Annotated in this window: 25 protein-coding genes and 1 pseudogene; 24 read left to right on the top strand and 2 right to left on the bottom strand. The window is 40.0% G+C overall.

Annotated features, from left to right (window positions below; translation table 11 throughout):
* Positions 1-541 precede the first annotated feature (541 nt).
* Both DFR58_RS16015 and DFR58_RS16020 read right to left on the bottom strand, forming a co-directional pair.
* The gene (locus DFR58_RS16015; RefSeq protein ID WP_114298932.1) at positions 542-1,615 is read right to left on the bottom strand and encodes a hypothetical protein; all 1,074 of its coding nucleotides are present in this window, start codon (positions 1,613-1,615) and stop codon (positions 542-544) included.
* 105 nt (positions 1,616-1,720) lie between these two features.
* Positions 1,721-2,017: an acyl carrier protein gene (locus tag DFR58_RS16020; RefSeq protein ID WP_207659255.1), complete on the bottom strand. Its 297-nt coding sequence runs from the start codon at positions 2,015-2,017 to the stop codon at positions 1,721-1,723.
* Positions 2,018-2,588: 571 nt separating this feature from the next.
* Between DFR58_RS16020 and DFR58_RS16025 the strand changes: the two genes are divergently transcribed.
* The 24 genes and pseudogenes from DFR58_RS16025 (at position 2,589) to DFR58_RS16140 (ending at position 24,616) form a co-directional block, all read left to right on the top strand.
* Positions 2,589-3,965 carry a radical SAM/SPASM domain-containing protein gene (locus DFR58_RS16025; RefSeq protein WP_170138184.1) on the top strand — a complete coding sequence of 459 codons (1,377 nt, stop codon included), beginning with the start codon at positions 2,589-2,591 and terminating at the stop codon, positions 3,963-3,965.
* A 35-nt stretch (positions 3,966-4,000) separates the two neighbouring features.
* Complete coding sequence (locus DFR58_RS16030) at positions 4,001-5,038, top strand: hypothetical protein (protein WP_114298868.1); 1,038 nt, start codon at positions 4,001-4,003, stop codon at positions 5,036-5,038.
* Between the two features lie 33 nt (positions 5,039-5,071).
* Entirely contained in the window at positions 5,072-6,328 is a 1,257-nt protein-coding gene (locus DFR58_RS16035; protein ID WP_114298869.1) for an MFS transporter, read from the top strand.
* A 74-nt stretch (positions 6,329-6,402) separates the two neighbouring features.
* Positions 6,403-7,167, top strand: a complete 765-nt coding sequence (locus tag DFR58_RS16040) for a YhgE/Pip domain-containing protein (protein ID WP_170138185.1) — start codon at positions 6,403-6,405, stop codon at positions 7,165-7,167.
* A gap of 24 nt (positions 7,168-7,191) precedes the next feature.
* Positions 7,192-7,884 (top strand): hypothetical protein, encoded by a 693-nt coding sequence (locus DFR58_RS16045; protein WP_114298871.1) that lies wholly within the window; start codon positions 7,192-7,194, stop codon positions 7,882-7,884.
* Between the two features lie 52 nt (positions 7,885-7,936).
* On the top strand, positions 7,937-8,506 hold the full coding sequence (locus tag DFR58_RS16050; protein WP_114298872.1) for a DJ-1/PfpI family protein: 570 nt from the start codon (positions 7,937-7,939) through the stop codon (positions 8,504-8,506).
* Positions 8,507-8,542: 36 nt separating this feature from the next.
* The gene (locus DFR58_RS16055) at positions 8,543-9,913 is read left to right on the top strand and encodes a TldD/PmbA family protein (protein WP_114298873.1); all 1,371 of its coding nucleotides are present in this window, start codon (positions 8,543-8,545) and stop codon (positions 9,911-9,913) included.
* A gap of 7 nt (positions 9,914-9,920) precedes the next feature.
* A complete protein-coding gene (locus DFR58_RS16060) occupies positions 9,921-11,168 on the top strand; it encodes a metallopeptidase TldD-related protein (RefSeq protein ID WP_114298874.1) in 1,248 nt (415 codons plus the stop codon).
* A gap of 224 nt (positions 11,169-11,392) precedes the next feature.
* On the top strand, positions 11,393-11,953 hold the full coding sequence (locus DFR58_RS16065; protein WP_170138186.1) for an IS110 family transposase: 561 nt from the start codon (positions 11,393-11,395) through the stop codon (positions 11,951-11,953).
* 171 nt (positions 11,954-12,124) lie between these two features.
* Positions 12,125-12,544, top strand: a complete 420-nt coding sequence (locus DFR58_RS16070; RefSeq protein ID WP_114298876.1) for a transposase — start codon at positions 12,125-12,127, stop codon at positions 12,542-12,544.
* Between the two features lie 148 nt (positions 12,545-12,692).
* Positions 12,693-13,103, top strand: a pseudogene (locus tag DFR58_RS16075) (transposase); the annotation flags it as partial.
* Positions 13,104-13,365: 262 nt separating this feature from the next.
* Complete coding sequence (locus DFR58_RS16080) at positions 13,366-13,767, top strand: gas vesicle protein (RefSeq protein WP_114298877.1); 402 nt, start codon at positions 13,366-13,368, stop codon at positions 13,765-13,767.
* Positions 13,768-13,852: 85 nt separating this feature from the next.
* Positions 13,853-14,632 (top strand): hypothetical protein, encoded by a 780-nt coding sequence (locus DFR58_RS16085; RefSeq protein WP_114298878.1) that lies wholly within the window; start codon positions 13,853-13,855, stop codon positions 14,630-14,632.
* Between the two features lie 33 nt (positions 14,633-14,665).
* Positions 14,666-14,980, top strand: a complete 315-nt coding sequence (locus tag DFR58_RS16090; protein ID WP_114298879.1) for a gas vesicle protein K — start codon at positions 14,666-14,668, stop codon at positions 14,978-14,980.
* A gap of 30 nt (positions 14,981-15,010) precedes the next feature.
* Positions 15,011-16,315 (top strand): GvpL/GvpF family gas vesicle protein, encoded by a 1,305-nt coding sequence (locus tag DFR58_RS16095; protein WP_170138187.1) that lies wholly within the window; start codon positions 15,011-15,013, stop codon positions 16,313-16,315.
* Complete coding sequence (locus DFR58_RS16100) at positions 16,315-16,710, top strand: hypothetical protein (RefSeq protein WP_114298881.1); 396 nt, start codon at positions 16,315-16,317, stop codon at positions 16,708-16,710. The genes DFR58_RS16095 and DFR58_RS16100 overlap by 1 nt, the downstream gene beginning before the upstream one ends.
* The gene (gene gvpJ / locus DFR58_RS16105) at positions 16,676-17,758 is read left to right on the top strand and encodes a gas vesicle protein GvpJ (protein WP_114298882.1); all 1,083 of its coding nucleotides are present in this window, start codon (positions 16,676-16,678) and stop codon (positions 17,756-17,758) included. The genes DFR58_RS16100 and gvpJ (DFR58_RS16105) overlap by 35 nt, the downstream gene beginning before the upstream one ends.
* A gap of 30 nt (positions 17,759-17,788) precedes the next feature.
* Positions 17,789-19,981: a CDC48 family AAA ATPase gene (locus DFR58_RS16110; protein WP_207659256.1), complete on the top strand. Its 2,193-nt coding sequence runs from the start codon at positions 17,789-17,791 to the stop codon at positions 19,979-19,981.
* 71 nt (positions 19,982-20,052) lie between these two features.
* Positions 20,053-20,280, top strand: a complete 228-nt coding sequence (gene gvpJ, locus DFR58_RS16115) for a gas vesicle protein GvpJ (RefSeq protein WP_114298883.1) — start codon at positions 20,053-20,055, stop codon at positions 20,278-20,280.
* Positions 20,281-20,288: 8 nt separating this feature from the next.
* Positions 20,289-20,543: a gas vesicle protein GvpO gene (locus tag DFR58_RS16120; RefSeq protein ID WP_170138188.1), complete on the top strand. Its 255-nt coding sequence runs from the start codon at positions 20,289-20,291 to the stop codon at positions 20,541-20,543.
* 13 nt (positions 20,544-20,556) lie between these two features.
* On the top strand, positions 20,557-21,486 hold the full coding sequence (gene gvpN / locus DFR58_RS16125) for a gas vesicle protein GvpN (protein ID WP_114298885.1): 930 nt from the start codon (positions 20,557-20,559) through the stop codon (positions 21,484-21,486).
* A 14-nt stretch (positions 21,487-21,500) separates the two neighbouring features.
* A complete protein-coding gene (locus DFR58_RS16130) occupies positions 21,501-21,794 on the top strand; it encodes a hypothetical protein (RefSeq protein ID WP_114298886.1) in 294 nt (97 codons plus the stop codon).
* Between the two features lie 126 nt (positions 21,795-21,920).
* Positions 21,921-22,412: a hypothetical protein gene (locus DFR58_RS16135; RefSeq protein WP_147273196.1), complete on the top strand. Its 492-nt coding sequence runs from the start codon at positions 21,921-21,923 to the stop codon at positions 22,410-22,412.
* A 74-nt stretch (positions 22,413-22,486) separates the two neighbouring features.
* The gene (locus tag DFR58_RS16140; protein ID WP_114298888.1) at positions 22,487-24,616 is read left to right on the top strand and encodes a CDC48 family AAA ATPase; all 2,130 of its coding nucleotides are present in this window, start codon (positions 22,487-22,489) and stop codon (positions 24,614-24,616) included.

Consider the following 24,616-nt stretch of genomic DNA (forward strand, 5'->3'; position numbering starts at 1 on the left):
CCGAGGTTTATCCGCTTGGAGCTTACCGATGAATAGAAAAACGGCGAACAATAAAGTCCGCCATTCATCGTATAAGCTGCAGCAAGCGTTGGGTCGCTCCTCAGCGTCGCCCGATTTATGCTGCATTAAAATTATTAACACAAATTTGGTGGATTATTCCATTTACACTAAAAAATATTCACACCCCATTTAGACAACCGGTATTCTGTCGTTACCTTTTGCGTATCCATACAATCGCTCCTCTCGGTTGAAAAAGTTGACTTACTTTCTCAACTTTCTCAACTTTCTCAACTCTTTCAACCTTATTTACTACGATTGTACAACATTTACCGCTGCCAAACTATGTACTGGCGTTTTTGACGCTTACGATTAATTTATGCCATGGGCTAATCTTCCTTCATGCTTTTACCGTGCATAATCAAGGGGCCGATTAATGTGAAAACAAAAATTTTCATGCATTCTTCTGTGTCAAAAAGTCATGGTTGTTCTTTTGATTAGGCATTAAAGCTCATTTTATTGGTCACGATATGCCCTTTTGTCTCTAAAAAATAGATCTAAGAGAAGTATAAACATCTGCTAAAATTTCATGTTCATTAGCTTTAATTTGTTTAACAATATGTATGATACTAAGAAGTATTTCATTGGCATAAGACTTGTTGTCTGTAGAGCGGTTTATTATCATTTGCTTGAAGAAAAGATTCCTGGCAAGCTTGAAGCTGTTTCTCACTTTCACTGAATATTCATTAATAAGCTCATTTAATTCGTCACTGGCTTTGTACATTGAACCGATATATTTAAGCCGTTTATACATGATTTCCTTATGCTCAAACATTAAGTGCATATATCTATAATCCATAGTAATCTTACCCTGGATTAAGTTGTTTAAATGATATAATAATTCATCATAAATCATGTAATTAAAAGTGGCCTTTTCGCCGTTTATTTTAAGATTATTAGGACGAATCTTTGAATACTCCCCTTGATTTGATAAATAACCATTCAATTCCTCAAGAAATGATTTGATATCAAATTTGTACGAGTCTATTTCCTTCAACCTTATAACCTCAAGTGTTTCATTAGTTACCCAAACAGGGGACGAATCATAATAGAGTTTACCTTCCTCATAGGCTTCAACAAACTGCCCATATGTATATTCAGTTTGTGTAAAATCTTTATTGTTATTAAAAGCGATAGTCTTTAATATTTCTTTTTCATTATCATAGCCATATATCATCAGCGAATGCAGAAAGTGCCACTGCCTGTAACTCTCTTTCCCCGGCAGGTAATATTCATCTATATAGACGATTATATAGTATTGCATATTGATTTTATCTGCTACCAATTCTATGATATTCCCTACATCTTTTAATTCATCACAACCATAAATTTCGTATTCTGCTACATTTTTATAAAAATCTTTATCCTCAAGATAATCAATCCAGAGATTCCCATTATTATCGGTTAGTGCATAAATCTGTATAAAATGTTCATAAAACCAAGCATACAGCTTATTTTCAGATAAAATTCCGCATAAGGGAAGAGAATAATTTAAATATGTAGTAACATCCTTTTGCACTTTTATCTTTAATTCTTTAACAGTAGGATCAATATTCATAACCATTGTTTGATTCCTTTCTCACAAGTTTAAGTTCGACTCTGGCTCACCTTAATTCGTCAATCTGCTTTTCCACATTGAAAAGTGGCTTACATTAACCTAGCCTTACTCCTGTTTATGTTTAAGCTCTACCTTGCTGAATACATACCTTACCAGTTCGCCTACATTATTAAATGCATCTATTAATAAATCTTTATTGTCAAATTTTATGCCAAACTTTGTTTCAATTTCCACGACAAGCTCAATATACTGAATTGAATTCAGATTCAATCCTGTACTGAATAGATCAATATCATCTTTAAATTCCGGGCACTCTGCTTTTTTCAATATTAATTGTTTTATCACAGTTCTGACGTAATCTATTTCCATACTATCACTTCCAAAATCAATTTTATCTTTCAACTTAAAGGATTAAGCAGTATTTACACTTTTTACTCAAGCTTAGAATCTTCCCTATAATTCCATTATAGCTTAGATAAGTAATTTTGTACATACAAATTTTTAGATTAGCTATGAAATCCGAAAGAAATTGATAAGTATTAAACATATAGAAATTTGTTTGACAAAACTTCAATAATAAAGTAATATATATATAATATGTAATTTTATGTTATTATAAGTTACTATTTTAGATATAAAGTAACAGCTCAACATGGGGATAGCAAGTTAGTAACAGTACATTATGGTGTGATTTATACCAACCTATACTCTATTTTGAGTATCTAAATAATAGGTCGGGCATTCATAGATTAATTCTATGAGTGATTGTATACATAATATTTTTGATTTAGGAGGTGGTCAACATGACAACAGTAAGGGAACAGTCAGAATTGAGCGTAGAGTTTTCTTGCATGTATCTTTGCTTTGACGAAGCAGAAGACTAATTAAGGCAAGGCCCAAAGCATATGAGGCTAGCACCTCATATGCTTTGGGTAATATTATGCTGACAGAAATTTATGTAGGGAGAGAATTTATGTTTGCTACAATATTAAAAAAAGGTTCGGATAAATTTATGATTATTGACCCGTATTACAGAGGCCAATGGGAATCTGATAAAAAGGCTCTACTGGTATACCTTGAGTTGATAGAGCTTTTAAGAAAAAATAAAACCAGGAAATTTGAAAAGGTTTATAATAGTTTACTTGCAATTTGCGGGAAAAACTATGGATATGGCGAAGAATATGTCAAAGATATATTGGAATTTGTATCCCAAAATAAGCTGCCTATAAGAAGCATTTTCAGTCCGAAAAAGGTAATCGGTCAACTTGATCAATATAAAGAGGGAATAATTACACCTCCTACCCCAATTATAGAAGTCACAGGAAAATGTAATTACAGGTGTCCCTGGTGCTATGTCCCTACAAGAGACTATGAAGCAGAAATGTCTATTGATATTATAAGAAAAAATCTGGTGGAGCCTTTTGTGGAATTTGGACTGACATCATGGTGCTTATCCGGTGGGGAGCCTTCCCTTGAATTGGACAGAACCTTAGAGATTGCTTCCATGATAAAAAATGAGTGTGTAAATAAGCTTGAGATTGTACCTGAAATTTATCTGCTTACAAACGGTTACAAATTAAAGGAACACGCAAGGTTATATAGAGAGGCAGGAATCACGGCAATACAGGTTGCACTTACATCTTCAGAGCCTGAAGTCGAAATCGCTCTCAGATGCCCTCCCAAGGGAGTAAACTCATTCATAAGTGCAGTAGAGGGTTTAAAAGAAATCAAAAAAGAAGGGCTTGTTACTGAAGTAAATATGATTTTGCAACCAAAAAACGGTGACAATATAAATAATTTAAATACAATCGAAGGAATGTTTGATTTAGCAAATGACATAATGGTAGATGTATTGAGAATTATTCCGGCTGTACCTACCGGAAAGGCAAAAGAAAACGGAATAAACTTTTCTCAGGGAGATTATAATGAAATCAGAAAAATTATGTCGGGGATAAGGAGTAGGGAGCTTAAAAACCCAAAGATGATCATAGACTGTCCCGTTGATCAGCCTGTCGATGAAAATTGTGCCGTGTATTGCAGAGCAGGAACATTATTCTTCTATATCAACTATGCCGGACATGTTTTTCCTTGCAACAACTTACAGGCTAAAGAGGCGGAATGTTGGGATGGAACGGTGAAGCAGACTGATGTGGTCGAAATATGGACGAAATCTAAGCTTCTGAATGAATTCAGAGATGTGGAAAATGCATCTTTAGCTGAGGAATGTATAGGCTGCAGCTATAGAGCGGAGTGCGTCGGCGAATGCAGAGCAATATGCTGGGCAAGGTACGGTCAATTTGACCTGAAGGTAAGGCCTAAGGATTGCTACAAGGAAGCAGTCAATGCTTAAGCTTAAAAACTTCTTTCAATGGGAGGGATGTCACAGTGAGAATAGAGATATCTGATTATCCTGAATCCAAAACCGGAAATATCGTAGGTGGACTAAAAACCAGATACCTGAATTGCACCAGGCATGCTGCTCTGGATTTTCTTGCATATAAAAAAGTAATAAATCCCATTCTGTATTTAATTGAAAGCCTAGACTTCGCTGTGAAGGACTGTAAGGCAGGGAGGAAATCCATTACAACCGATAATGACACTCCAGAGAAAAGAAGCGGACTGGGCTTTTCTGTTAAAAGGTTCCATATGGATGATATAAAAGTATTTTATGATATCTGTACAGCTTATCTGGAAAAAGGCACTCCTATACTTATCAGTCCCGATTGGTATTATATTGAAGGTACTATGTTCTTTAACAAGATTCATAACGATCCTCATACATCTTTATTGTTGGGGCTGGACAATGATAAAAAGCAGATATGTATATCAGACAGATGGATGAACAGTGATGGGTCCTTTGAAGATTTTCATAAGTGGATCCCCATGGAGCAACTGGAAAAAGCTTTTTGGGAAAGTGATAGAAGTCATGGGTTCTATACCATATTTGATGTTGATATACCTTCCAACATAGAAGCTAAAGAGAGGGAACTGATAAAAAAGATATTGAATGAAAGTATTTTTAATATGCTATACAGCCAGTCCGATATTGAGAGTAATTCCCGAGGAATTGGAGGGATAGAAGCATTCTCCGATTATCTTATTGAACTGCTTAAAGCTGATAAAGAAGCCATTAAGGGCTATTATCAGCAATGGAGTACGGAATTTTTCACATGTGTTGTGGGCTTGCATTATATGTTCAGCAATTTTTTAGAATATGTGTCGGGATTATTAAAAGATAATGAATTAAATGGAATTTCCAGAGACATGTTTATTATTGCAGGCAGCTGGTGGAAGGTAATGACATCCTTTAGAAGCAAGCAGCCGGAGGTTTTTGAGTTAGCCCACTTGATGAAGGCGATATCACGGTATGAGAAGAGCGTTTTGATCAAGTTGGAAAACCTGTTAGCTGTACAAGATATATAGCTTTTAATTTAATAGGATAGGATTGATGCTGAAATGATGAATTTTGAGCAATTCAAACTGTTGAAGAACTGGAATTTTTTCCTGTTCTGGCTGGGATGCAGCATATCAACACTAGGCTCCGGGCTGAGCGGCTTTGTATTTATGATTTTTGTTTACAGCAAAACCGGCAGTGCACTTCAGTCAGGTATGGTTGCCTTAATAACAGCTTTGACTAACCTACTTACAGGACCGTTTATCGGCCATATGGTAGATAACTATAATAAAAAACACCTGATAATCATAGCCAACCTTATTCAGGCTGTAACTACCCTGCTGGTAATGGTTTCGCCATACCTTTTTTTAATATACATACTTGTATTTGTTAATACTGTTTTGGGTAAAGTATTTAGTGTATGCAAGATGTCAATAGTGCCTAAAATTGTTGACAAGCCAGATATGATTTCGGCCAATTCACTTTTTTTATTTGTAAGTAAGACTTTAACTATTGTCAGTCCTGCTCTTGCAGGGATTCTTATTGCTATATACGGAAACTATATTGCTTTTATTCTGGATTCCATATCTTTTGTAATATGTGCTGCTTTATCATACTTCGTAAATTATGGACCAAAAGAAATAGAACTCATTAAGAAGGGCAATGAGAGCGAATTTTTCAGACAAGTTTTAGATAATCTGAAAATAGGGGTAGGCACTATTATGGAAGACAACACTACAAGATATTACGCAATTGTTGGAATAGCCGATAGGATACTGAACAGAATGGTAGGTCCCTTAATGATGGTATACATAATTTCATTTCTCGGAAGAGATACCAAGGAATTCGGCTTTTTCTGTGCGATAGGGACGCTTGGGAATTTAGTTGGAAGTTTATTGGCTGGAGTTAAGATCAATGCTATCCGAAATATTGACAATAGAAAGCTGTTTTCTATTTGTATAGTTTTATTTGCATTGTTAAATCCGATTATATATATGGTAAACACTTATTTGATAGCTTTGATAATTACCTTCACAAGTGGGTTGATATTCTACATAGCTGTTGCGAACATCCATTCAGATATTCAGATAAAAACCCCCGAAGAAAGAAGAGGAGCAGTATTCTCAAATATAGGGTCGATTTTCGGGCCGTTTACATCATTGTCAATTTTCTTTGGAACGTTTTTGGCAGATATTTTTGGTGTGCAAAAAGTATTGCTGGTTTCAAGTACATTGTTTTTAGTGGTAATTACATTTTTAATTGCAATCCAAAATGCCAAGCTATTTAACAGAAGGCAAAAGATAAACGAAGGTATTTAGCGGGAAGTGGGTAGCCTTTCCTTGGGTTCAGATAAGGATAATATTTGATTGAGGATTTCGCTATAGGTGATTGTATGTTTTTTAAAAGTTTATCAGTAACCATAAAGTATGAGTTTTCCCAGGTAAATAAAGCTAGATTGACGTGGGTAATAAATTTTTTTGTCCCGTTGATATGGCTGATTCCATTAATCGCAATTTGCAGATGGTTTAATAAAACGGACTATCAGACCTTTTATTCCTTGAGCATTATGCTATGGTCGAATATGCGGGGTATAATATTCTTTATCGGGTTGACGGCAACAAAGAAGAAAAACAAGCCTGATGAGAATTCAATACAAAAGCTGTTTTATATATTGTTAGCCAAGACAATAGTCCATATACCGCTGTTAATTATAACTAATATCATAACGCTGATACCTGAGTTTATATTGTTTGGAAAGCGCAGCAGCTTAAGTCACATAGCAGTAAAACCTATATTGCTGTACTTTGGTTTTCTGGTATTTCTCTATTTGCTTGCATATCTGATTAGCTTTTTAATATATTATTCAAAAAAGGTCAGGGTGTTCTTTAGCTTGTATGAGAGATATGCCCCATTTTTAACCGGGATATATTACCCCGTTTCGCTTCTGCCGCTTCCGTTAAAGGCGGTTTGTATGCTGATGCCTTTAACGTATTTTGTGAATTCAATCAGAGCTGGGCTATGTCTGGAGCCCTATTTGATTGGCCATAATTCGGATTTGGCTATAGTTGCTTTACTGGATGTCATAATGCTTTTTGTTGTGATTGGTTTCTATAGAAGCCGTTTCAAAACTGAGTGTAATGGCCGGTTAACGGCATAAGTTAAGGCTGTGAGGGTGAAGGTTATGATGAAACTATTAAAAGGCGGAAGCAGCTTTTTATTAAATAACTATATACTCAATATACTGAAAATATTATTGGTTGCCACATTTATTACAGGCTCGCTTGTTAGTGTTGCGGCAGACTACAAATTGAAATACTTATTGTTAAGTATGTGTAATTGGTTATTTTTTGCCTGCTTTTCAAATAGCTTATTCAGCGAAATTTCCAAGATTAAGGAATTTGTCTGGGAAGTCAACAAAGAAAATGATCCATTTTTTCTTAAAGAGGTAAGAAACAATTTTTTATTTTATTTGATCGCTATAATTGCTTTGATGTGTATATTCAAATTTTCTCTTTTACAGCTTTTTTACCTAACAGCTCTATTTGCTATTTTAATAATACTCAACGCTGAATTAGGCTTTATTTTATGTATTCTATCGCGAAAGGCTAAAAATGGAAGAATTATAGTTACCGTGTCAGGTCTATTATTGTATTTTATAAACGGATATTGCTTCGACATTAACAGTCTGTCAGCTCCATACAATAAAATTATGCTGATAGTTCCTTTAAATGCACTAAACGCTTCTATTGCTCAAATTCTAAAGATCGGCTATACTAATATGAATATTTTAGTTGTATATAATATTGGTCTTATAGCTTTGGGCTTATTGATTGTAGTACATTTATTCAGAAATATATACAAATTGCATAATTGAGCTATTAATAAAGTCTCTACAAATTTAATAAAGATGTGCTGGAGGGTTTTCTATGAAAGCAACATTTATTATATATAATGGAATGACAGCACTGGATTTTGTGGGTATTTATGACCCTATAACCAGACTTAACACAATGGGGTTCTTACCGGATTTTGTCTGGGAAATCAGTGCGTATACGGAAGAGGTTTGTGATAATACAGGGCTCTATTTCAGGCCGAGTAAGGTGCGGGAAAATTTGGCTCATTATGATATGCTTGTTGTTCCGGGCGGCTTTGGTTCTCGGGAACTTATAGATGACGCTGACTTTATAAATTGGCTTAAGACGGCAAAAAACTGCAGTTTAAAGGTATCTGTATGTACAGGTGCACTATTGTTAGGTGCTGCCGGTTTCCTAAAGGGAAAAAATGCTACAACTCATCCTAATGCCTACGGCAAGCTTAAGAAATACTGTAAGACTGTAAGCAGGAGCAGGATTGTTGAAGATAATGGAATAATTACAGGGGGGGGAGTCACCGCTGCAATAGAGCTGGGACTGTACCTTTGTGAAAAGCTGGCAGACTATGATACAAGAATAAAAATACAAAAACAGATGGATTATCAATTGAATCCGAGTGATTGATATGAAAAATTTATTTTTGGGAGTGGGTATATTTATATGCACCATAGACAGTCATATATAAAGAATATATTAAAAAAGTATTCGTGCAAGGGATATTTTATTGATCTCAGGTATTCGGATGTAAGGTATAACAAGATAGCTTTTACCGGCAATAGCTTGAGAGACGTTGGCATAGTTGATGAATCGGGATATTTACTTAGGGTTATTCACGATAGATATTATATTAGTATAAAATTTGAAGATATTGCTCAACTGGATGATTGCATTCAAAATAGTATTGATATTCTGGGGGATAATTTAACATACCCGTGGGCTGAATTCTACTCGGGAAATCCTGTCACAAATGAGATTAAATATAACAGCAGTATTTTTGAGGCTGGTAATGAATATAAAGTAAATATTCTTAACGGATATATTAATTTGGTTAAAAATTTCTCCTCCAAAGTAAAATGCGCTGTGCAATATAATGATTGCACCGGAAGCAAAGAATATTTCAATACCCTAGGTTCTTATATTTTTCAAGAGCTTTCTTTTTATACTTGCGTTTTTACTCTTACATATAATGATAAAAATTTTAGGAATCAGAGTATTTTGTTATTTGGAGAAGGTAATGGAAATTTTCACAAATTTTCGTTACAGGAAAACATAATTATCGAAAAGCTAAAGTATCTTATAGTATCCAATGGCCTCAGAAAAGTGGATGAGGGAAACTACGATATTATTATGAGCCCGGAAATTGCGGCGCTGTTTATTCATGAAACGATAGGACACATGCTGGAGGCCGACAATATTTGCAAGGATGAAAGTTTAAGAAACAGCCTTAAAATAGGAACCTGTGTGGGGCCTGAATTCCTTAATGTAATAGACGACCCAACAATTCCAGGCTTAAACGGCTCATTTGATTATGATGATGAGGGCGTAAAGAGTAAAAAGAAATACCTTATAAAAAATGGGTTAATCGATAGTTATTTAGGCAATATTATGCTTTCAAATGAGATGAAATTAAAAATCGAGGGCAATGCGAGGGCAATCAATATAAACCATTCTCCCATTGTCAGGATGAGCAACACCTATATTGAGTCTAACAGCAGTGAGGGAAAGGATTTTTTTAAGGATGTAAAAAACGGCTTATATGTAAAAGGTCTATTGGGAGGCAATACAAACCGGAAGACTTTTTACTTTAACTGCGGAGAATGCTACCTGGTGAAGGACGGTAAGACTGCCGGGCCCTTATCCGGTGTTACAATCAGTGGAGATATACTTGAAGCATTAAAAAAAATCAAAAGAATATATGGTGATTTTGAATGGACAAGTGGAGGCGGATGTGGGAAGCTAAACCAGAATCCCCTTCCTGTTTCTATGGGAAGCCCCCATATCCTGTTAGAAAATATTCATGTAAGAGGATAGGATAGCTATGAGCATAGATAATGAATATGATTACTTTAAAGCATACTATAATAATGCGGTCGTTAATATTCAAAACGAGATATCCGTTTCTGAAAAAAATATTACTAAAGAAGAAGTCCGTGTTATTAGGGAAGGAAAAATAGGATCAGCCTGTGCATTTGGCAAGAATATGGGTATGGAAAAGCTGAGTAAAAATATAGGCCATTGGGAAAAAAATATTATAGATTTTCCCGGAAATATTAATATAAGCTGTTTAAATAACAGAGATGATTACTTGAAGAATATCAGCTATTCAGAGATGTATGATATTGGCCTTCAACTTATGGAAAAGCTTAAGCACCTTGATAATAGATTTTCATATGAATTAGATATTATAAAAACACGTATTATTAAAGAATATGTTAATTCAAAAGGCTTGAGCCTGGGCTATTCAAAAAGCTTATTAGGTGTTGAGATTAGAAGCAGCAGGCGTTCCTCAAATCTTAATTTAAAAATCTCCAATAAATATATTTCGTCGACGTCTTTCAATTATACAAGCTTGGCAAATAGCCTGATCGAAGTACAATATTACCCTCAGGGTATAGTTGAAGTATTTCCCGGGGAAAAGGTTGTTATTTTGACAAATCAGGCACTTTTAGGCATTTTAATACCATTGAGGAAGTATTTAAATTCTAATAATAGTTCTGCTGAAATATTAAATAATGAAAATTCAGCAGTGAGCAAAAAAATCACGATTATTGACGATCCCACCGTTGAAGGTTATGAGAACAGCTACCCTTTTGACGATGAGGGTATAGCCAGTATGAGCAAGGCTCTTATTTCTGATGGAAGGATAGTCTCAATAATAAATGATTTATACAACAGCAGCAGATTAAAGGTTTTGCCAACAGGAAACGGCATCAGAACAATCAATAATGAAAGAATTATACCAAGATTTTCAAATTTCATTGTTGAAAAAGGAGAAAAATCTCTGGAGCAGGTTATAAAAGATATTGATGATGGAATCATAGTAAATGAGATTATTGGGAACGGAATAAGCAATTTTTCAGACGGAAGTTTTGTTTTTTCAGTTAATAACGGTTATGGAATAGTTAATGGAAAGATCAGAGGGCGTATTAGGCCTCTGATTATTAAGGGTAATATCTTTCAAGCTTTAAAGAATATCTCAGTGATAGGGGATAAAATTAACTATATTCATAATGGGATTTACTCGCCTTTCATAGTATTTGAAAAAAGCATCAGATTATACGTCTGAAAGTATAATCGAGGGGACGGTTAATGTGAAAACAATTCACTTCGCCTCCATGATATAATATTTTTGCAGGATAAGGTCGAGGGACGGTTTGGAGGCTACTCCGCTTTTAGAACATGACTGAATTGTCTTTGAGTACAGAGAATTATAGCATATTGTGACTATGTACATTAAACTTCATTTTTTTCAGACAATTCAACCTGCTAAAATATTCCGGAGGTGTTGGTTTGAAAGCATTGTTAAGCTGCTGCTGTGGTTTGGATGTTCACAAGGACATCATTCAGGCTTGTATTTTAAAAGGTGATGCAGAGGATGAACCTAATATTATCCGTGCTGAATTCAAGACATTGCAATCTGATTTGCAAGCATTATGTGTTTGGCTTTTAGAAAATGAATGTTTCCACATTGCAATGGAAAGTACAGGTGTTTATTGGCGGCCTGTTTATGAGGCAGTTGAAGAATATCTTCCTCAATATCAGTGTATGATGGTGGTAAATGCCTACCATATGCGTAATTTGCCCGGAAGAAAAAGTGATGTCGCTGATGCAGAATGGATTAGCAACCTTTTCAGACATGGGCTTTTAGAAGCAAGTTTTATTCCCGAAAGACTCATCCGTAATTTGAGGGAATATTCAAGACTTCACCGTTCTTTTGTTCAGGAGCGTTCCAGATATTCAAACAGAATCGAAAAATTTCTGCAAAGCCATGGATTTAGGCTTTCTTCTGTCCTAAGTAGCATTTTAGGAGTAAGTGGGAGGCGTTTGCTTACTACCTTATCGAAAAAATGAACGCTAACTCTTGACGATGTTTATGAACTTGTTGATAAACATGTAAAAAGGCCTATAGAAGAAATTAGTCTTGCAATTTGCGGCAAACTCGACTACTCAGAGTGTAAATACCTCAGTCTGCTGCTTGATAAAATCAGTAGTCTTGATCTGGAAATTTCCCAGATTCATTCTATGATGCTGGAACTGGCTTCTCCATATAGAATACAGTTAGAACAGCTTGATTCCATTCGGGGAATTGATATTAACGCTGCATTAGCTATCATGTCTGAGACAAGTGCTACCCCACAGAATAATTTTAGTAGTGAAAAGAAACTGATATCTTGGGCAGGATTGTCCCCGAGGAATGATGAGTCTGCGGGCAAGATAAAATCTCGTAAAATCACTAAAGGCAATCCGTATATAAAATCTATTCTATGTCAGGTTGCATGGGCAGCTGTTCGCTGTAGGAGTTCAAGTTTTGCAAAGTGGTTCTGGTCACATCAAGGGAAATTAGGCAAAAAGAAAGCTATTATTGCTGTAGCGAGAAAGATTTTAACATTGATCTATAAACTGCTAAAATCTGGAGAGTTCTACGACCCAATGGTGGCATAAAGCCAATTCAATCGCTAAGCAATAATAGCTATTTATGTTTTACCATAACCGTCTGTCAATTTCAATGCTTATGGTTTTTTTGTGCTGCTCATTCTTGGGGTAGTAATAAATTTTGTTTTCACATTAACCGTCCCTGCGCTTCTCTATCAATTCCAAGCGTTTATGCTGCTGGGCGGGCCTAACGCCAGGCAACAATGAATCCGCAGGTAAGAAGAAATCTGTCCGAATTACACGTGCCGGTGTCTACCTCAAACCTGCATTGGTACAAGTTGCCCATGCAGCCGTGAAATCGGATAAATCTCCTTACTACAAAATCAAGTACGAACACATCAGTAAAAGGAGAGGCAAAAAAAGAGCCATTATTGCTATCCCAAGGATGATACTCACTGCTATTTACAACATCTTTGTTACTGGCGAAGAGTGGAATCCAAGCGATTTATACAAAATTGATATGCCACATGAAATGTTGGAAAAACAGAAGGAGAAAGCAATTGGCCAAGCTGTAAAACTCCTTATTTCCAATGGAGTAATAAAAGCTACTGACATTTCCATGGCTTAAACTGAACAACTATTAATTTTAAATTTTTCAAAGGACGACAGTTCCTTTATTTAAGCTTACCCATTTTTAGGCTGCGTTGAGTTGTTTTTCAAGCTAACCGTCCCTGATTGCTTGCGAAAAATAAAATCAAAAGTCTGGAATATTAGCTTGTATTTTTCAATATAAATAACTGTATAGGAGGAAATATATGTATAAATCTATATATGACAGAGAGCAATAGTTAATGTATAAGTACGTGAGGTGAAAAAAGGGAGGAGTTAGGATGATAGAAGCAACCCGTGACAAAAATGACAGGTCATCCCTGGCAGATGTTATTGATAAGCTCCTTGACAAAGGACTTGTAATTAATGCCGATATTACGGTGTCTGTGGCAGGAGTGGAGCTGCTGGGCGTTAAGGTGAGGGCGGCATTGGCATCCTTTGCAACAGCGGCAAAATACGGACTTGAGTTTCCTTCAGGCACCAATTTGGAAACCGCTGCGTGGAAGGATGCTCAGGGAGGCGTTGAAACCTGTCCCCAGTGCGGCAAGGAGGTAGGCAAGGAGGAACTGCTTAGTGAATGCTGTCCTTGGTGCGGATGGGTTAGTGCAAAGGCACAGATGAAATTAAAGGAGAAGGAGCTGGAAAATAAGCAGAGACTCTCTGCACCTATTCTTCAAAAGTAATTAAAAATTGCCGGGGCCATTATGAGAAGAACAGAATATGCCCATACCATAATATCCGTAGGACAACCAATATAGGAGGAGCCCTATGAAACGGCAGGTTCAGGAAAGAGCAGTCAAGCATATATGCAGGTATCTATCCGGGCACTTAAAGCAAGCAGCTTTTGATCTTTTATATTCTACATACCGTGATGAGGGAAGCATGGCCGATGATATCGGCTGCAGCAGGGATTTAATATGCGGCAGGAGAAGACGAGGCTCCCAAGCCTTTGATGAAAGATATATGCCCGCTGTGCTGTCTCTGGCGTTGGACAGGTGTCCCGAGGCGGCAAAGCTTTTGGAGGAAGGGCTTTTAAAAAGAGTTCAGGAGCTTTGCTCGGTTTTAGGCATCGGTTGTCACGACAGTGAGCAGAAGGAGCTTTTTGAAAATGACGTAAAAATATTTCTGCATGAGCTGGATGAAAAGAGCAGGAAAATATTCTGGCATTTAAGGCTTCACAGACATGCCAAGCTGTCACAGCTTGCCTGGCTTATTGGGGCTCCTGCGGAGATGGATGTTTTGTACAGAATAAATGAAATAATAAATCCTGCAGCAGTCAGAATTTTAGGCGCTCCTGCCCTTAACTTTGAGGAATGCAGATTTGATGCCGCATCGGGAGAGAATATACTGTTTAACTGGTGGCTGTCCCGGGATATTGAGAATTCCTCGGGGGACGGCGAGGGAAAGCCGATACTTGATTTTTTGGAGGAGGGCGATCACGTAGCCGTCATTTTGGAGTATCCAAAACCTGCGGCACTTGCAGCAAGCGCAAGTGTGGAGCAGAGGCACGGCATTATATGCATAAGAATGGATAAGCTTATGCAGTGAATATTAAAATTTCATACACAGAAGGTGAAGGATATGGCTCTTGACATTAATGAAGATAATTTAAAGCATGGACTGTTGGGACTAATTATGGCTCTGGTGGAAATAATCAGAGATTCCTTAAAGCATCAGGCACGAAATAGAATTAAAAGCGGAATTTTAACGGAAGATGAAATAGAGAGGTTGGGCAGCTCATTAATGGAGCTGGATATAGCTATTGAGGAAATAAAGGAAGAGCAGGGGATCACTGAATCGGTTCAGGCGGTGAGAGATGGACTTGATGAAATCGTGGATGATGTTGTGGATAAAATTGTAAATCCCGAAAGATGGGAAGATGAAGTAGAACACTAGTAACACATTTTTATGAAGGGAGGAATGCTTATGGAATATATTTATGCAGCCATGTTCCTGCAGGAGCTGGGAAAAGAAATAAATGAGGATAATATTAAAAAAATATTCTCAGCTCTGCATATGGAGGCGGAGGCTGACAAGCTTCAGGTGTTTGTTCCCGCTTTGTCAATTTTGTCATGTGCCAAAAGCGAAAAGATAAAAAAATATCAGCACAACTCTTTTTTTCAGCAGTTTACAGGACTTCAAAAGCGCTTCGACAGTCTGCGTGCCGCCATGCTGAAGGACGACGAAAAGCCTTCGGATATGGAGCGGGAGAAGGATAGGTGGGGTCGCGGCATTGATGGTGAAAAGCTTGGAGGCTCGGAGGACAGCGCATGTATAGATGACAGTGTATGCACAGACAGTGTATGCACAGACAATGTCTGCACAGATAGTGTCTGCATGGAACACAGCGCGGGTGTTGAGAATGATGGGGAGGAGTCTTCGGCCACGCAGGACGGCGGACAAAGCGATTTGACTATAAAATGCTGCTGTGAAAAAAGTGTCCACGTGCTTCCTGCGCGCTATATTTACGGAGTAACCTGCGGTGGGGCAAATGAGGGTCTGGGTGCTATAGGCTTAGGAGGTGCGGAGGTATATACCATACCATACATGGATATAAGTGCTGTAGTGCATGACTGCGACACCATTCCGTATCAATCCGATGATGAAGCGGTGGTGAAGGACTGGCTTTTTACGCAGCAGGAGGTACTGGATGTGGTTATGAACAAATTTGGTGCGGTTCTTCCCATGAGCTTTGACATGATTATTGAGGAAAATGAACAAAAATCTCCCGAACAGGTGGTAGAGAGCTGGCTGGAGGAGAATTACCAAAGGTTTCAGAGAACTATGGAAAAGGTGAAGAATAGGCAGGAGTTTGGGGTGCAGGTGGTGCTTGATACTGAGGATATAGGCAAGAGCCTTTTGGAATCGGATGAAGAGCTGAGGCTCAAAAGGCATGAAATAGACTGTAAGCCTCAAGGAGCAGCATATATGGAAAGAGAGCTGCTTAAGGATTTGCTCAGGGAAAAGATTGAGCAGAGGGCGGACCTGTATTTTAAAGAATTTTATGGGCGTATAAGAAATTGCGTTGACGATGTTGTGATAGAGAAGGCTAAAAAAGTTGGCGGGAACAAACAGATGATTATGAATCTTTCCTGTCTGGTGGATAAGGATAGGCTTAAGGATCTGGGCAAGGAGCTCGAAAGAATTGAGGCCAACGCTTTTATTTCAGTGCGGTTCAGCGGCCCGTGGGCTCCGTACAGCTTTGTAGCGGCTGAAAAAGGAGGACAATAATGCCAGTGCCAACCTCCCGAACCCTACATTCCCAAATAAGAAAAAATAAGCCTTATATGACTCAAGGAACCTTTCAGTTTCAATCCTCATGGAAGCTTGGGCATTTATTTATAGAAAGAGGCAGGCTGTTTTTTGCTATAGGGCAAAAAAGAATGCTTGAAATTAGGCTGGAAAACATATCGAAAATACAAATAGTTAAAAGAAAGTGGCTGTTCGGCGTCAGCATAAGACAGCTTAGGATATGCTACGGCAACAGCAAGGAAGATAAGCAGGCTTACATAGCCCTGGCAGAACCTAAAAAATGGCAGGGCATAATTGAAAAAAACATGACACGTATGATATTGGAAAGGTGGGGTTGCAATGGAACCCAATCGAAACCCCCAAGCTACACTTAATGATCTGATTGACAGGATTTTGGATAAGGGACTTTTGTTAAACACTGATCTTATAATATCTGTGGCAGGCATTCCTCTTCTGGGGCTTAACCTAAGGCTTGCTTTGGCAGGAATGGAAACCATGCTGGAATACGGTATTATGAAGGACTGGGACGAAGCCCAGCGTGCGGTGGCAGCTAAGGAGACAGACCTAAAAGGCCCTCCCATGGGAGACGGGGAGTATATAATATTCTCCTGCTTCGGAACACACTGGTATAGCGGAGGGATATACAATACATGGAGGCCCGGTACAATATATATTACTAATAAAAGACTAATTATGTTCAGGAAAATGCCTCCTGAGGTGCTGTTTGAGAAGTATTTCGAGGAAATAAGGTCAATGGAAATAAAGGAGAAGGATCACTTTACGGGGGAAAAGAGACAGGAGCTTTACCTCCTTCTGAGTGAGGATAAAATTGCGCGCCTGCATTCTAAGGATACCTCCGCGCTTAAAAATGCTCTTGAGGGTATTATATGCAAAAAAGGCATTGTTCTTGAGGATAATACAGGCTTTGCGGATAAGAAGGATGCCGAAGGCGACTTTTTACAGGCGGGAGAGGACATAACGCATTCCGGGAAAATGTGGTATCAAATGCCGTTTATAGCTGAAGGGAGGCTTCAGTATCAGTGGAAGCCGGGACATCTATATCTCACGTCAAGCAGGCTGTGCTGGTGGTATGACTTTGAAGGGAGGTTGCTGTTTGAAATACCCTCGTCAGCTATTATGCACTCCGACATACAGGAGGTGCAATTTGGAAATACATCCGCAAAGCAAAAATCTCTGGTTGTGGTATATAGAGACGGAAGGGAAAATAAGGTAGCGTGCTTTTCCGCCGATGAAGGTTTGCTGGGGCAATGGAATAAAGCTGTGACGGAATGCAGAGCGGTACAGCAGGATAAAAGAAATATGGATAGCTGCCCTAAATGCGGCAAAGAGGCACAGAAGGACGAGTTGATAAAAAACGGCTGCCCAAGGTGCGGCTGGGTGAGCTATAGAGCAAGATATTAGTAAGCAATTAAGGCAGCAGATAAAAAATTTTTGTTATTTTTAGCGGAAAGGGATGAACGGGGTATTATGGGGGAGGGCAACCAGCTTTTAATGAAAGTCCGGGAGGCCGGAGCCGGAGACGCGGGACGGGGAGTGGCAAGAATCCATCCCGAGGACATGGCGGCATTGGGGGCCTCTGTGGGAGATATAGTAGTTATATCGGGCAGCAAAAGCGCTGCCGCAAAAATATTGCCGGGACATAAGGAGTACAGAAGCAAATCGGCTGTACAGATTGACGGAATAATAAGGGAAAATGCCGGGGTGGGGCTTGACGACAGGGTGTCTGTAAAGAAGGCGGTGCCGTCGCGTGCGAGATCCGTAGTGCTGGCTCCTGTGGCCGATAGCGCCGATACCTGCATCGATTGGGACCCGGCTTATATAGCAAGGCTGCTGGAGGGGCTTGCCGTTATGCAGGGCAATACTGTGCGGGCGGCCCTTTTTGGTTCTAAATGCGCGGAATTTAAGGTGGTGGGAGCATCTCCCGGAGATGTGTCAATTATATGCCCCGATACGGCAATTATAGTTGAAAGCAGACGGGAAGAAAGAGCCGCTAAATATAGAATATCCTATGAGGATATAGGAGGGCTTCATGTTGAAATACAGAAAATAAGGGAAATGATAGAGCTCCCTCTAAGATACCCGGAAATATTTGAACGCTTAGGCATAGCGCCACCTAACGGAGTTCTTCTTCATGGGCCTCCCGGTACGGGGAAAACCCTCATTGCAAGGGCTGCCGCTGCGGAAACCAGGGCATATTTCATAGCTGTAAACGGTCCTGAAATAATGAATAAATTTTATGGGGAGAGTGAAGCCCAGCTCAGGAGCATATTCGAGGAGGCCGCCGAAAGGGCTCCTTCTATAATTTTTATTGATGAAATAGATGCAATCGCTCCAAAGCGTACCGAGGTATCGGGAGAGGTAGAGAAACGAGTGGTGGGGCAGCTTCTTGCCCTCATGGACGGGATGGAAAAGCGCAGGCATGTAGTGGTTATAGGAGCCACTAATATCCCCGAATACCTTGATCCCGCTTTCAGAAGGCCGGGAAGGTTTGACCGGGAAATATCGGTAAGTGTTCCCGATAAGCAGGGTAGGAGGGAGATCCTTGATATATATACCAGAGGAATGCCGTTGAGCGCGGATATAGATCTCACAGAGATAGCGGGTATAACCCACGGCTTTGTGGGAGCCGATTTGGAAGCACTTTGCCGGGAAGCGGGAATGCTTGCGATGAGAAAGATTTTGCCGGGCATGGATTTTCACCGGGATTGTGTTCCGTATGAAACGCTTCTGTCACTCGAGGTAAATATGGATCACTTCATGCGTGCCATGGGAGAGATAGAGCCTTCAGCCATACGAGAGGTTTTTGTAGAAATACCCAATGTAATGTGGCAGGACATAGGAGGACTTGAGGATATAAAGGACGCAATTAAAAAGTCTATAGAATGGCCTCTTAAATACCCCGATCTGTTCAGGCATGTAAAAGCAGGGTACTCAAAGGGTATTTTGCTTACCGGCCCACCCGGAACGGGTAAAACCTTAATTGCAAAAGCGGCGGCGTCTGCCAGCAATGCAAATTTCATATCTGTAAAGGGGCCCGCTCTTTTTTCAAAGTGGGTGGGAGAATCGGAAAAAAGAGTAAGGGAGGTTTTCAGGAAGGCAAAGCAGGCGGCCCCATGCATAATTTTTTTCGACGAAATTGACGCATTGTCATGTCAGGAAGGCTATGGCGGCAATGATTCGGGAGTGGGGCGAAGGGTAATAAGCCAATTGCTTGCTGAAATGGACGGAGTGGAGGAGCTTAAGGGAGTTATTGTGCTTGCCGCTACCAATAGGATAGATTTGATAGATGCAGCGCTTTTAAGGCAGGGGAGATTCGATGAGATATTTGAAATATTCCCTCCGGACTATGAGCAGAGATGCAAAATATTTGATATCCATTTAAGGGGCAGGCCCATAGCCGGCGGAGTATGCACCCGGGAGCTTGCGTTCCGCACAGAGGGGCTTGTGGGCGCGGATATCTCGGGAATATGCAAAAAGGCGGCGGTTAGAGCCATAGACAGATTTCTCAAGGCGGGCGGCGGGGCGACGGAGGATGTGGTTATTAATAACGATGACTTAAGCTGGGCCATAGAACAGATAGCGGCCTTTAAAAAAACAGCACATTTAAAGCCAGACAGCCAATAAATATGTAATAATGTGCAATGCGTGCTCATAACTATAGATGTAATAGTTTTATTGTGGATGAGGTGAAGAACATGAAAAGTTCTGCTGTTGAATCTTCAAGCCTTGCAGAAGTTTTAGACAGAATACTGGATAAGGGTCTTGTTATAGACATATTTATTCGTGTTTCGCTTGTAGGCATTGAGCTGGTTACTGTAGAAGCGAGGATTGTCATAGCAAGCATTGAAAGCTATCTGGTCTATGCCGACGCTGTGGGCTTAACTACAAGAAGTCAGAAGTTACTTATGGAACAGGGGGGATGAGGGTGTATATGAAAGAAATTGCTCAGATAGTAAAGGATTTCCTGTTTGAGGTGTTCGGAAAGGATGGCGAGGTTATCTCCGTTATTCCCAATGACGGGGGATGGCAGGTAACGGCCGAGCTTTTAATGGATGAGGACTACACCATTAAGAGAGGCCGCAGCGACCTTTTGTATGTGTTTGATGTTATTTTAGATGAAAGCTGTAATGTAATGTCCTATAACAGAACGGGAATCAGAGAAAGAGGAAAGCTTCTCGAAGAATAGAAAGGAGTCTGCTATGGAAGAAATTACGTTGGTAGATTTTAAGCAAAAACAAAGCTTTGTGGAGACAGAGAGAATACGGGATGTCATTTCAAGATCACTTGCATATCTCAATGCGGGCTTTCCCGTTCATTTAAAAGGCCCTGCGGGCACCGGAAAGACGACTCTTGCCATGCATCTGGCACATTTATTGAATCAGCCCGCAGTAATTATTTTTGGAAGTGATGAGGTTCGTTCGGCAGAGCTGGTGGGAGGGCAATTCGGGTACAGGAAAAAGGTGGTTATAGACAATTATATACATTCGGTATTAAAAACCGATGAAACGGCAGAACAGCAATGGCTCGACGGAAGGCTGGTAAATGCCTGCAAGGAAGGCTATATACTGATATATGACGAATTCAGCCGCTCAACCCCTGAGACTAATAATGTGCTGCTCTCGGTACTTGAGGAAAAGATTCTTGAGCTGCCTATAAACAGGGTAGGAGAAAACTTTATTAAGGTACATCCCAACTTTAAAGCAATATTTACAAGTAATCCCGAAAAATATGCGGGCGTGTACAATACACAGGAGGCACTGCTTGACAGAATGATCACCATTAACCTGGAACACTGGGACAGAGAAACGGAAATCCGGATAGTGCTGGCTCAAACAGGTATGGTTGCCGAGGATGCCAAAAAGGTTGTAGATCTGGTCAAGAACTACAGAAAGAGAACCGGCTTGAACATATCAATACGCGCCGCCATTATGATAGCAAAGGTGTCCAGTCAGATGAATATTCCTGTCAGCGCGGATAATGAGATTTTTGTAAGGATTTGTGAGGATGTTCTGGGGGGAAGAACAAACGCCGAAAGAACTGAGGCCGGCGCAGGAAACATATTGAAGAATCAGGCTGTGCCTGTTACGGCAGAACAGGCAATACGAAGCTCAATATCAAAATTAGTATAAAAGGAGGTGATATTATGCTTCCTAAGACCAACAGCTCGATTTACAGCAGGCCTGTAACCCATAACACCCCAAGCGGCTCTAAGGATAAGGATTACCATATGAGAGCATATACCTTATCCAACGAGCTTAACCGCCTTGAATATGAGAAGAAAATGGCAGAGCTCAGAATGGTAAGAGTTGAGAAGAGGATTGACGAGATACAGAAGGAAATCCACTTAATAAACACTTATTTTAAAGAACAGTGTGAGGTGCCTCAGAACACTGTTACTCAACCCCCAAAGACCAAGCATGTAACCTTTGAATATTAAACAGGCGGGACGGAGAATGTCCACATGACTATTTTTATACACTAAAAAATAATGGCAAGGGCGATTAAATGAATCTCATCCCGACTTTCGGCAGCAAGAGGGATTCATTTGTGGCCCTTGCTGGAAATGGAGAAAAAAATGGCGGGAAAGACTGACGACAGCGGCATGAGCGGACTTGGAGATATATTAAAGGGCTTTGGCAAGCTTCTTAATAATGTAATTGAAATGGCTGAAACTGGAGCATCCAAAAAAAGCTCCTCAGGAGAGCTTTTTAATTCGGACAATGAGCACGGGCTTAAGGGTACATATGATTTCTCCGTACGGATGGGACTAAATGATAAGGATGCTCCCGGCGTCAAAAGAAAAGTAGATATCATAGTTCCGCAAACTGATGTTTTCAGAGAGCAGGACAGGATTATAGCAATATTGGATATGCCCGACATATCGCTTAAGAATTTTAGCTGCAGGCTTTTGGGGAATTCTCTGCATATAGAAGGCACCGGCGAAAAAGCGGTTTACGACAAAACAATAGACTTAGGTGATTTTGAAACCACAGAGGACAACATCTCTGTATCTGAAAACAATGGAATTTTTAAAATTGTTATTATTAGAAAATAGAATACCCTCTTATAAGCCTTTTTAAGCTTAGAATAGTGAATAAAGGGGCTTTTGGACGGGGAGCAGAGGTTATTATGAAGGATAGCGGTTGCGGCAGTATAAGGCTGAGAGTTGAAACGCTTGGCTTTGAGGATACCGGAAGAGGCATTGCGAGAATAAGTCAGGGCCTGATGGATTTATTAAGCCTTGATGTGGGAGATGTTGCAGGTATTACGGGAATGCGAACAACCTGTGTACGGGTTCTGCTTTCATCCTTAGAGAACAAGATGGATCATGTAGTTCAAATTGATGAAACAACTATGGCGAATGCGGGAATTGCAGCAGGAGACGAGGCGGAGCTGAGCGCCGCAGAGGCGAGAAGAGCTTCCGCCGTGGTAATTGCGGAGGATAAACGCACTATAGGCTTTGCAAAAAAAGCCGGGAGCGAATATATAAAGAAAATGCTCAAAAACCACTGCCTTTGCAAAGGGGATTTTATAGCTATTCCTCATCTGGGGTCTGCCAAATTTTCCTTTCATGTGACAGGAACCTTCCCCGAGGGCTTTGTAACAATTGACGACAGCACTAAATTTGTGTACAGGGACGGACAATACGGTGAATCAGAGGAAGCCTTTATAGGATATAAGGACATAGGCGGACTGGATACTCAGATAACCAAAATAAAGGAAATAGTTGAATATCCTATGGTTTATTCGGACATGTTTAAAAAGCTCAATCTAAGGCCCCCGAAGGGAATACTTTTATACGGCCCTCCTGGTACGGGAAAGACACTCATTGCAAAAGCAATAGCAAATGAGGTTAACGCAAAATTTATTACCATTAACGGTCCCGAAATAATAAACAAGTACTATGGGGAAAGCGAGGCAAAGATAAGAGAAATATTTGAGGATGCAAAGGAAAACAGCCCCAGCATTATTTTTATTGATGAAATTGATGCAATTGCGCCAAAAAGAGAAGAGGTGCAGGGGGATGTTGAAAAGCGTATAGTAGCTCAACTGCTTTCTCTGATGGACGGTGTAAAAGACAGAAGCAGTGTGATAGTGATTGGAGCCACCAACCTTCCCAACACGCTTGACCCGGCTCTCAGGAGGCCCGGAAGGTTTGACAGGGAATTTTACATAGGCGTTCCGGATGAAGGCGCAAGGCTTGAGATACTTAAAATACATACCCGCCTCATGCCTCTTGCGGAGGATGCCGATATAAGCTCTCTTGCGGCAAGAACACATGGATATGTGGGTGCGGATTTAAGCTCGCTATGCACCGAAGCCTCCATGAACTGCATAAGGAGGTATCTGGCGGAGCATCCTTACGGAGACCGCAAGGTACTTCGCAGCTATGAAAATATGAAAATCTCACAGTCCGATTTTATGCTTGCGCTTAATGAAGTGCCTCCGTCGGCAATACGTGAGGTTATGGTTGAGGTGCCGCATGTAACATGGGATATGATTGGAGGGCTTTCCAACATAAAAAGCAGGATAAGGGAGTGCATAGAGTGGCCTCTTAAATATCCCCGGATCTTTTCCGCAATGAAAATAAGGAGCCCCAGGGGAATACTGCTTTACGGCCCCCCGGGTACTGGAAAGACACTTGTCGCAAGGGCGATAGCTACTGAAAGCGGAGCTAATTTTATATCTGTAAAAGGCCCCGAGCTGCTTTCAAAATGGCAGGGTGAGTCGGAGAAGGGGATAAGAGAGGTGTTCAGAAGAGCAAAGCAAACGGCGCCGTGCATAATATTTTTTGATGAAATTGATTCGCTTGCTTCTGTAAGCGCAGGCGGTAATTCAGGGCAAATGTCTGTCGTTGCACAGCTTTTAACTGAGCTCGACGGGATAGAAGGGCTTGAAAATGTTATAGCGGTCGGCGCAACCAATAGGATTGAGGAGATAGATAAGGCGCTTTTAAGGGACGGACGCTTTGATATAATATTAAAATTTAATCTTCCGAATTCCGCCGAAAGAAAGGAAATATTTTCACTGCACCTTAAGGAAAAGCCACTTGATCCGGCGGTGGACATGGATGAGCTGACAGCCCTGACGGAAGGCTTCAGCGGCGCTGAAATAGGCGGGGCATGTACAAGGGCAGCCTTTTTGGCCATAAGGGATTTCTTGAGTACAAATGACGAGGAATGGAGCAATACACCTGCTATTTGCATTTCACGTCAGCATCTTAAAACAGCCTTAACTAATAGAATGGAGGATTTTTAA

The organism is Anaerobacterium chartisolvens, assembly GCF_003337415.1.
GTDB lineage: Bacteria > Bacillota > Clostridia > Acetivibrionales > DSM-27016 > Anaerobacterium > Anaerobacterium chartisolvens.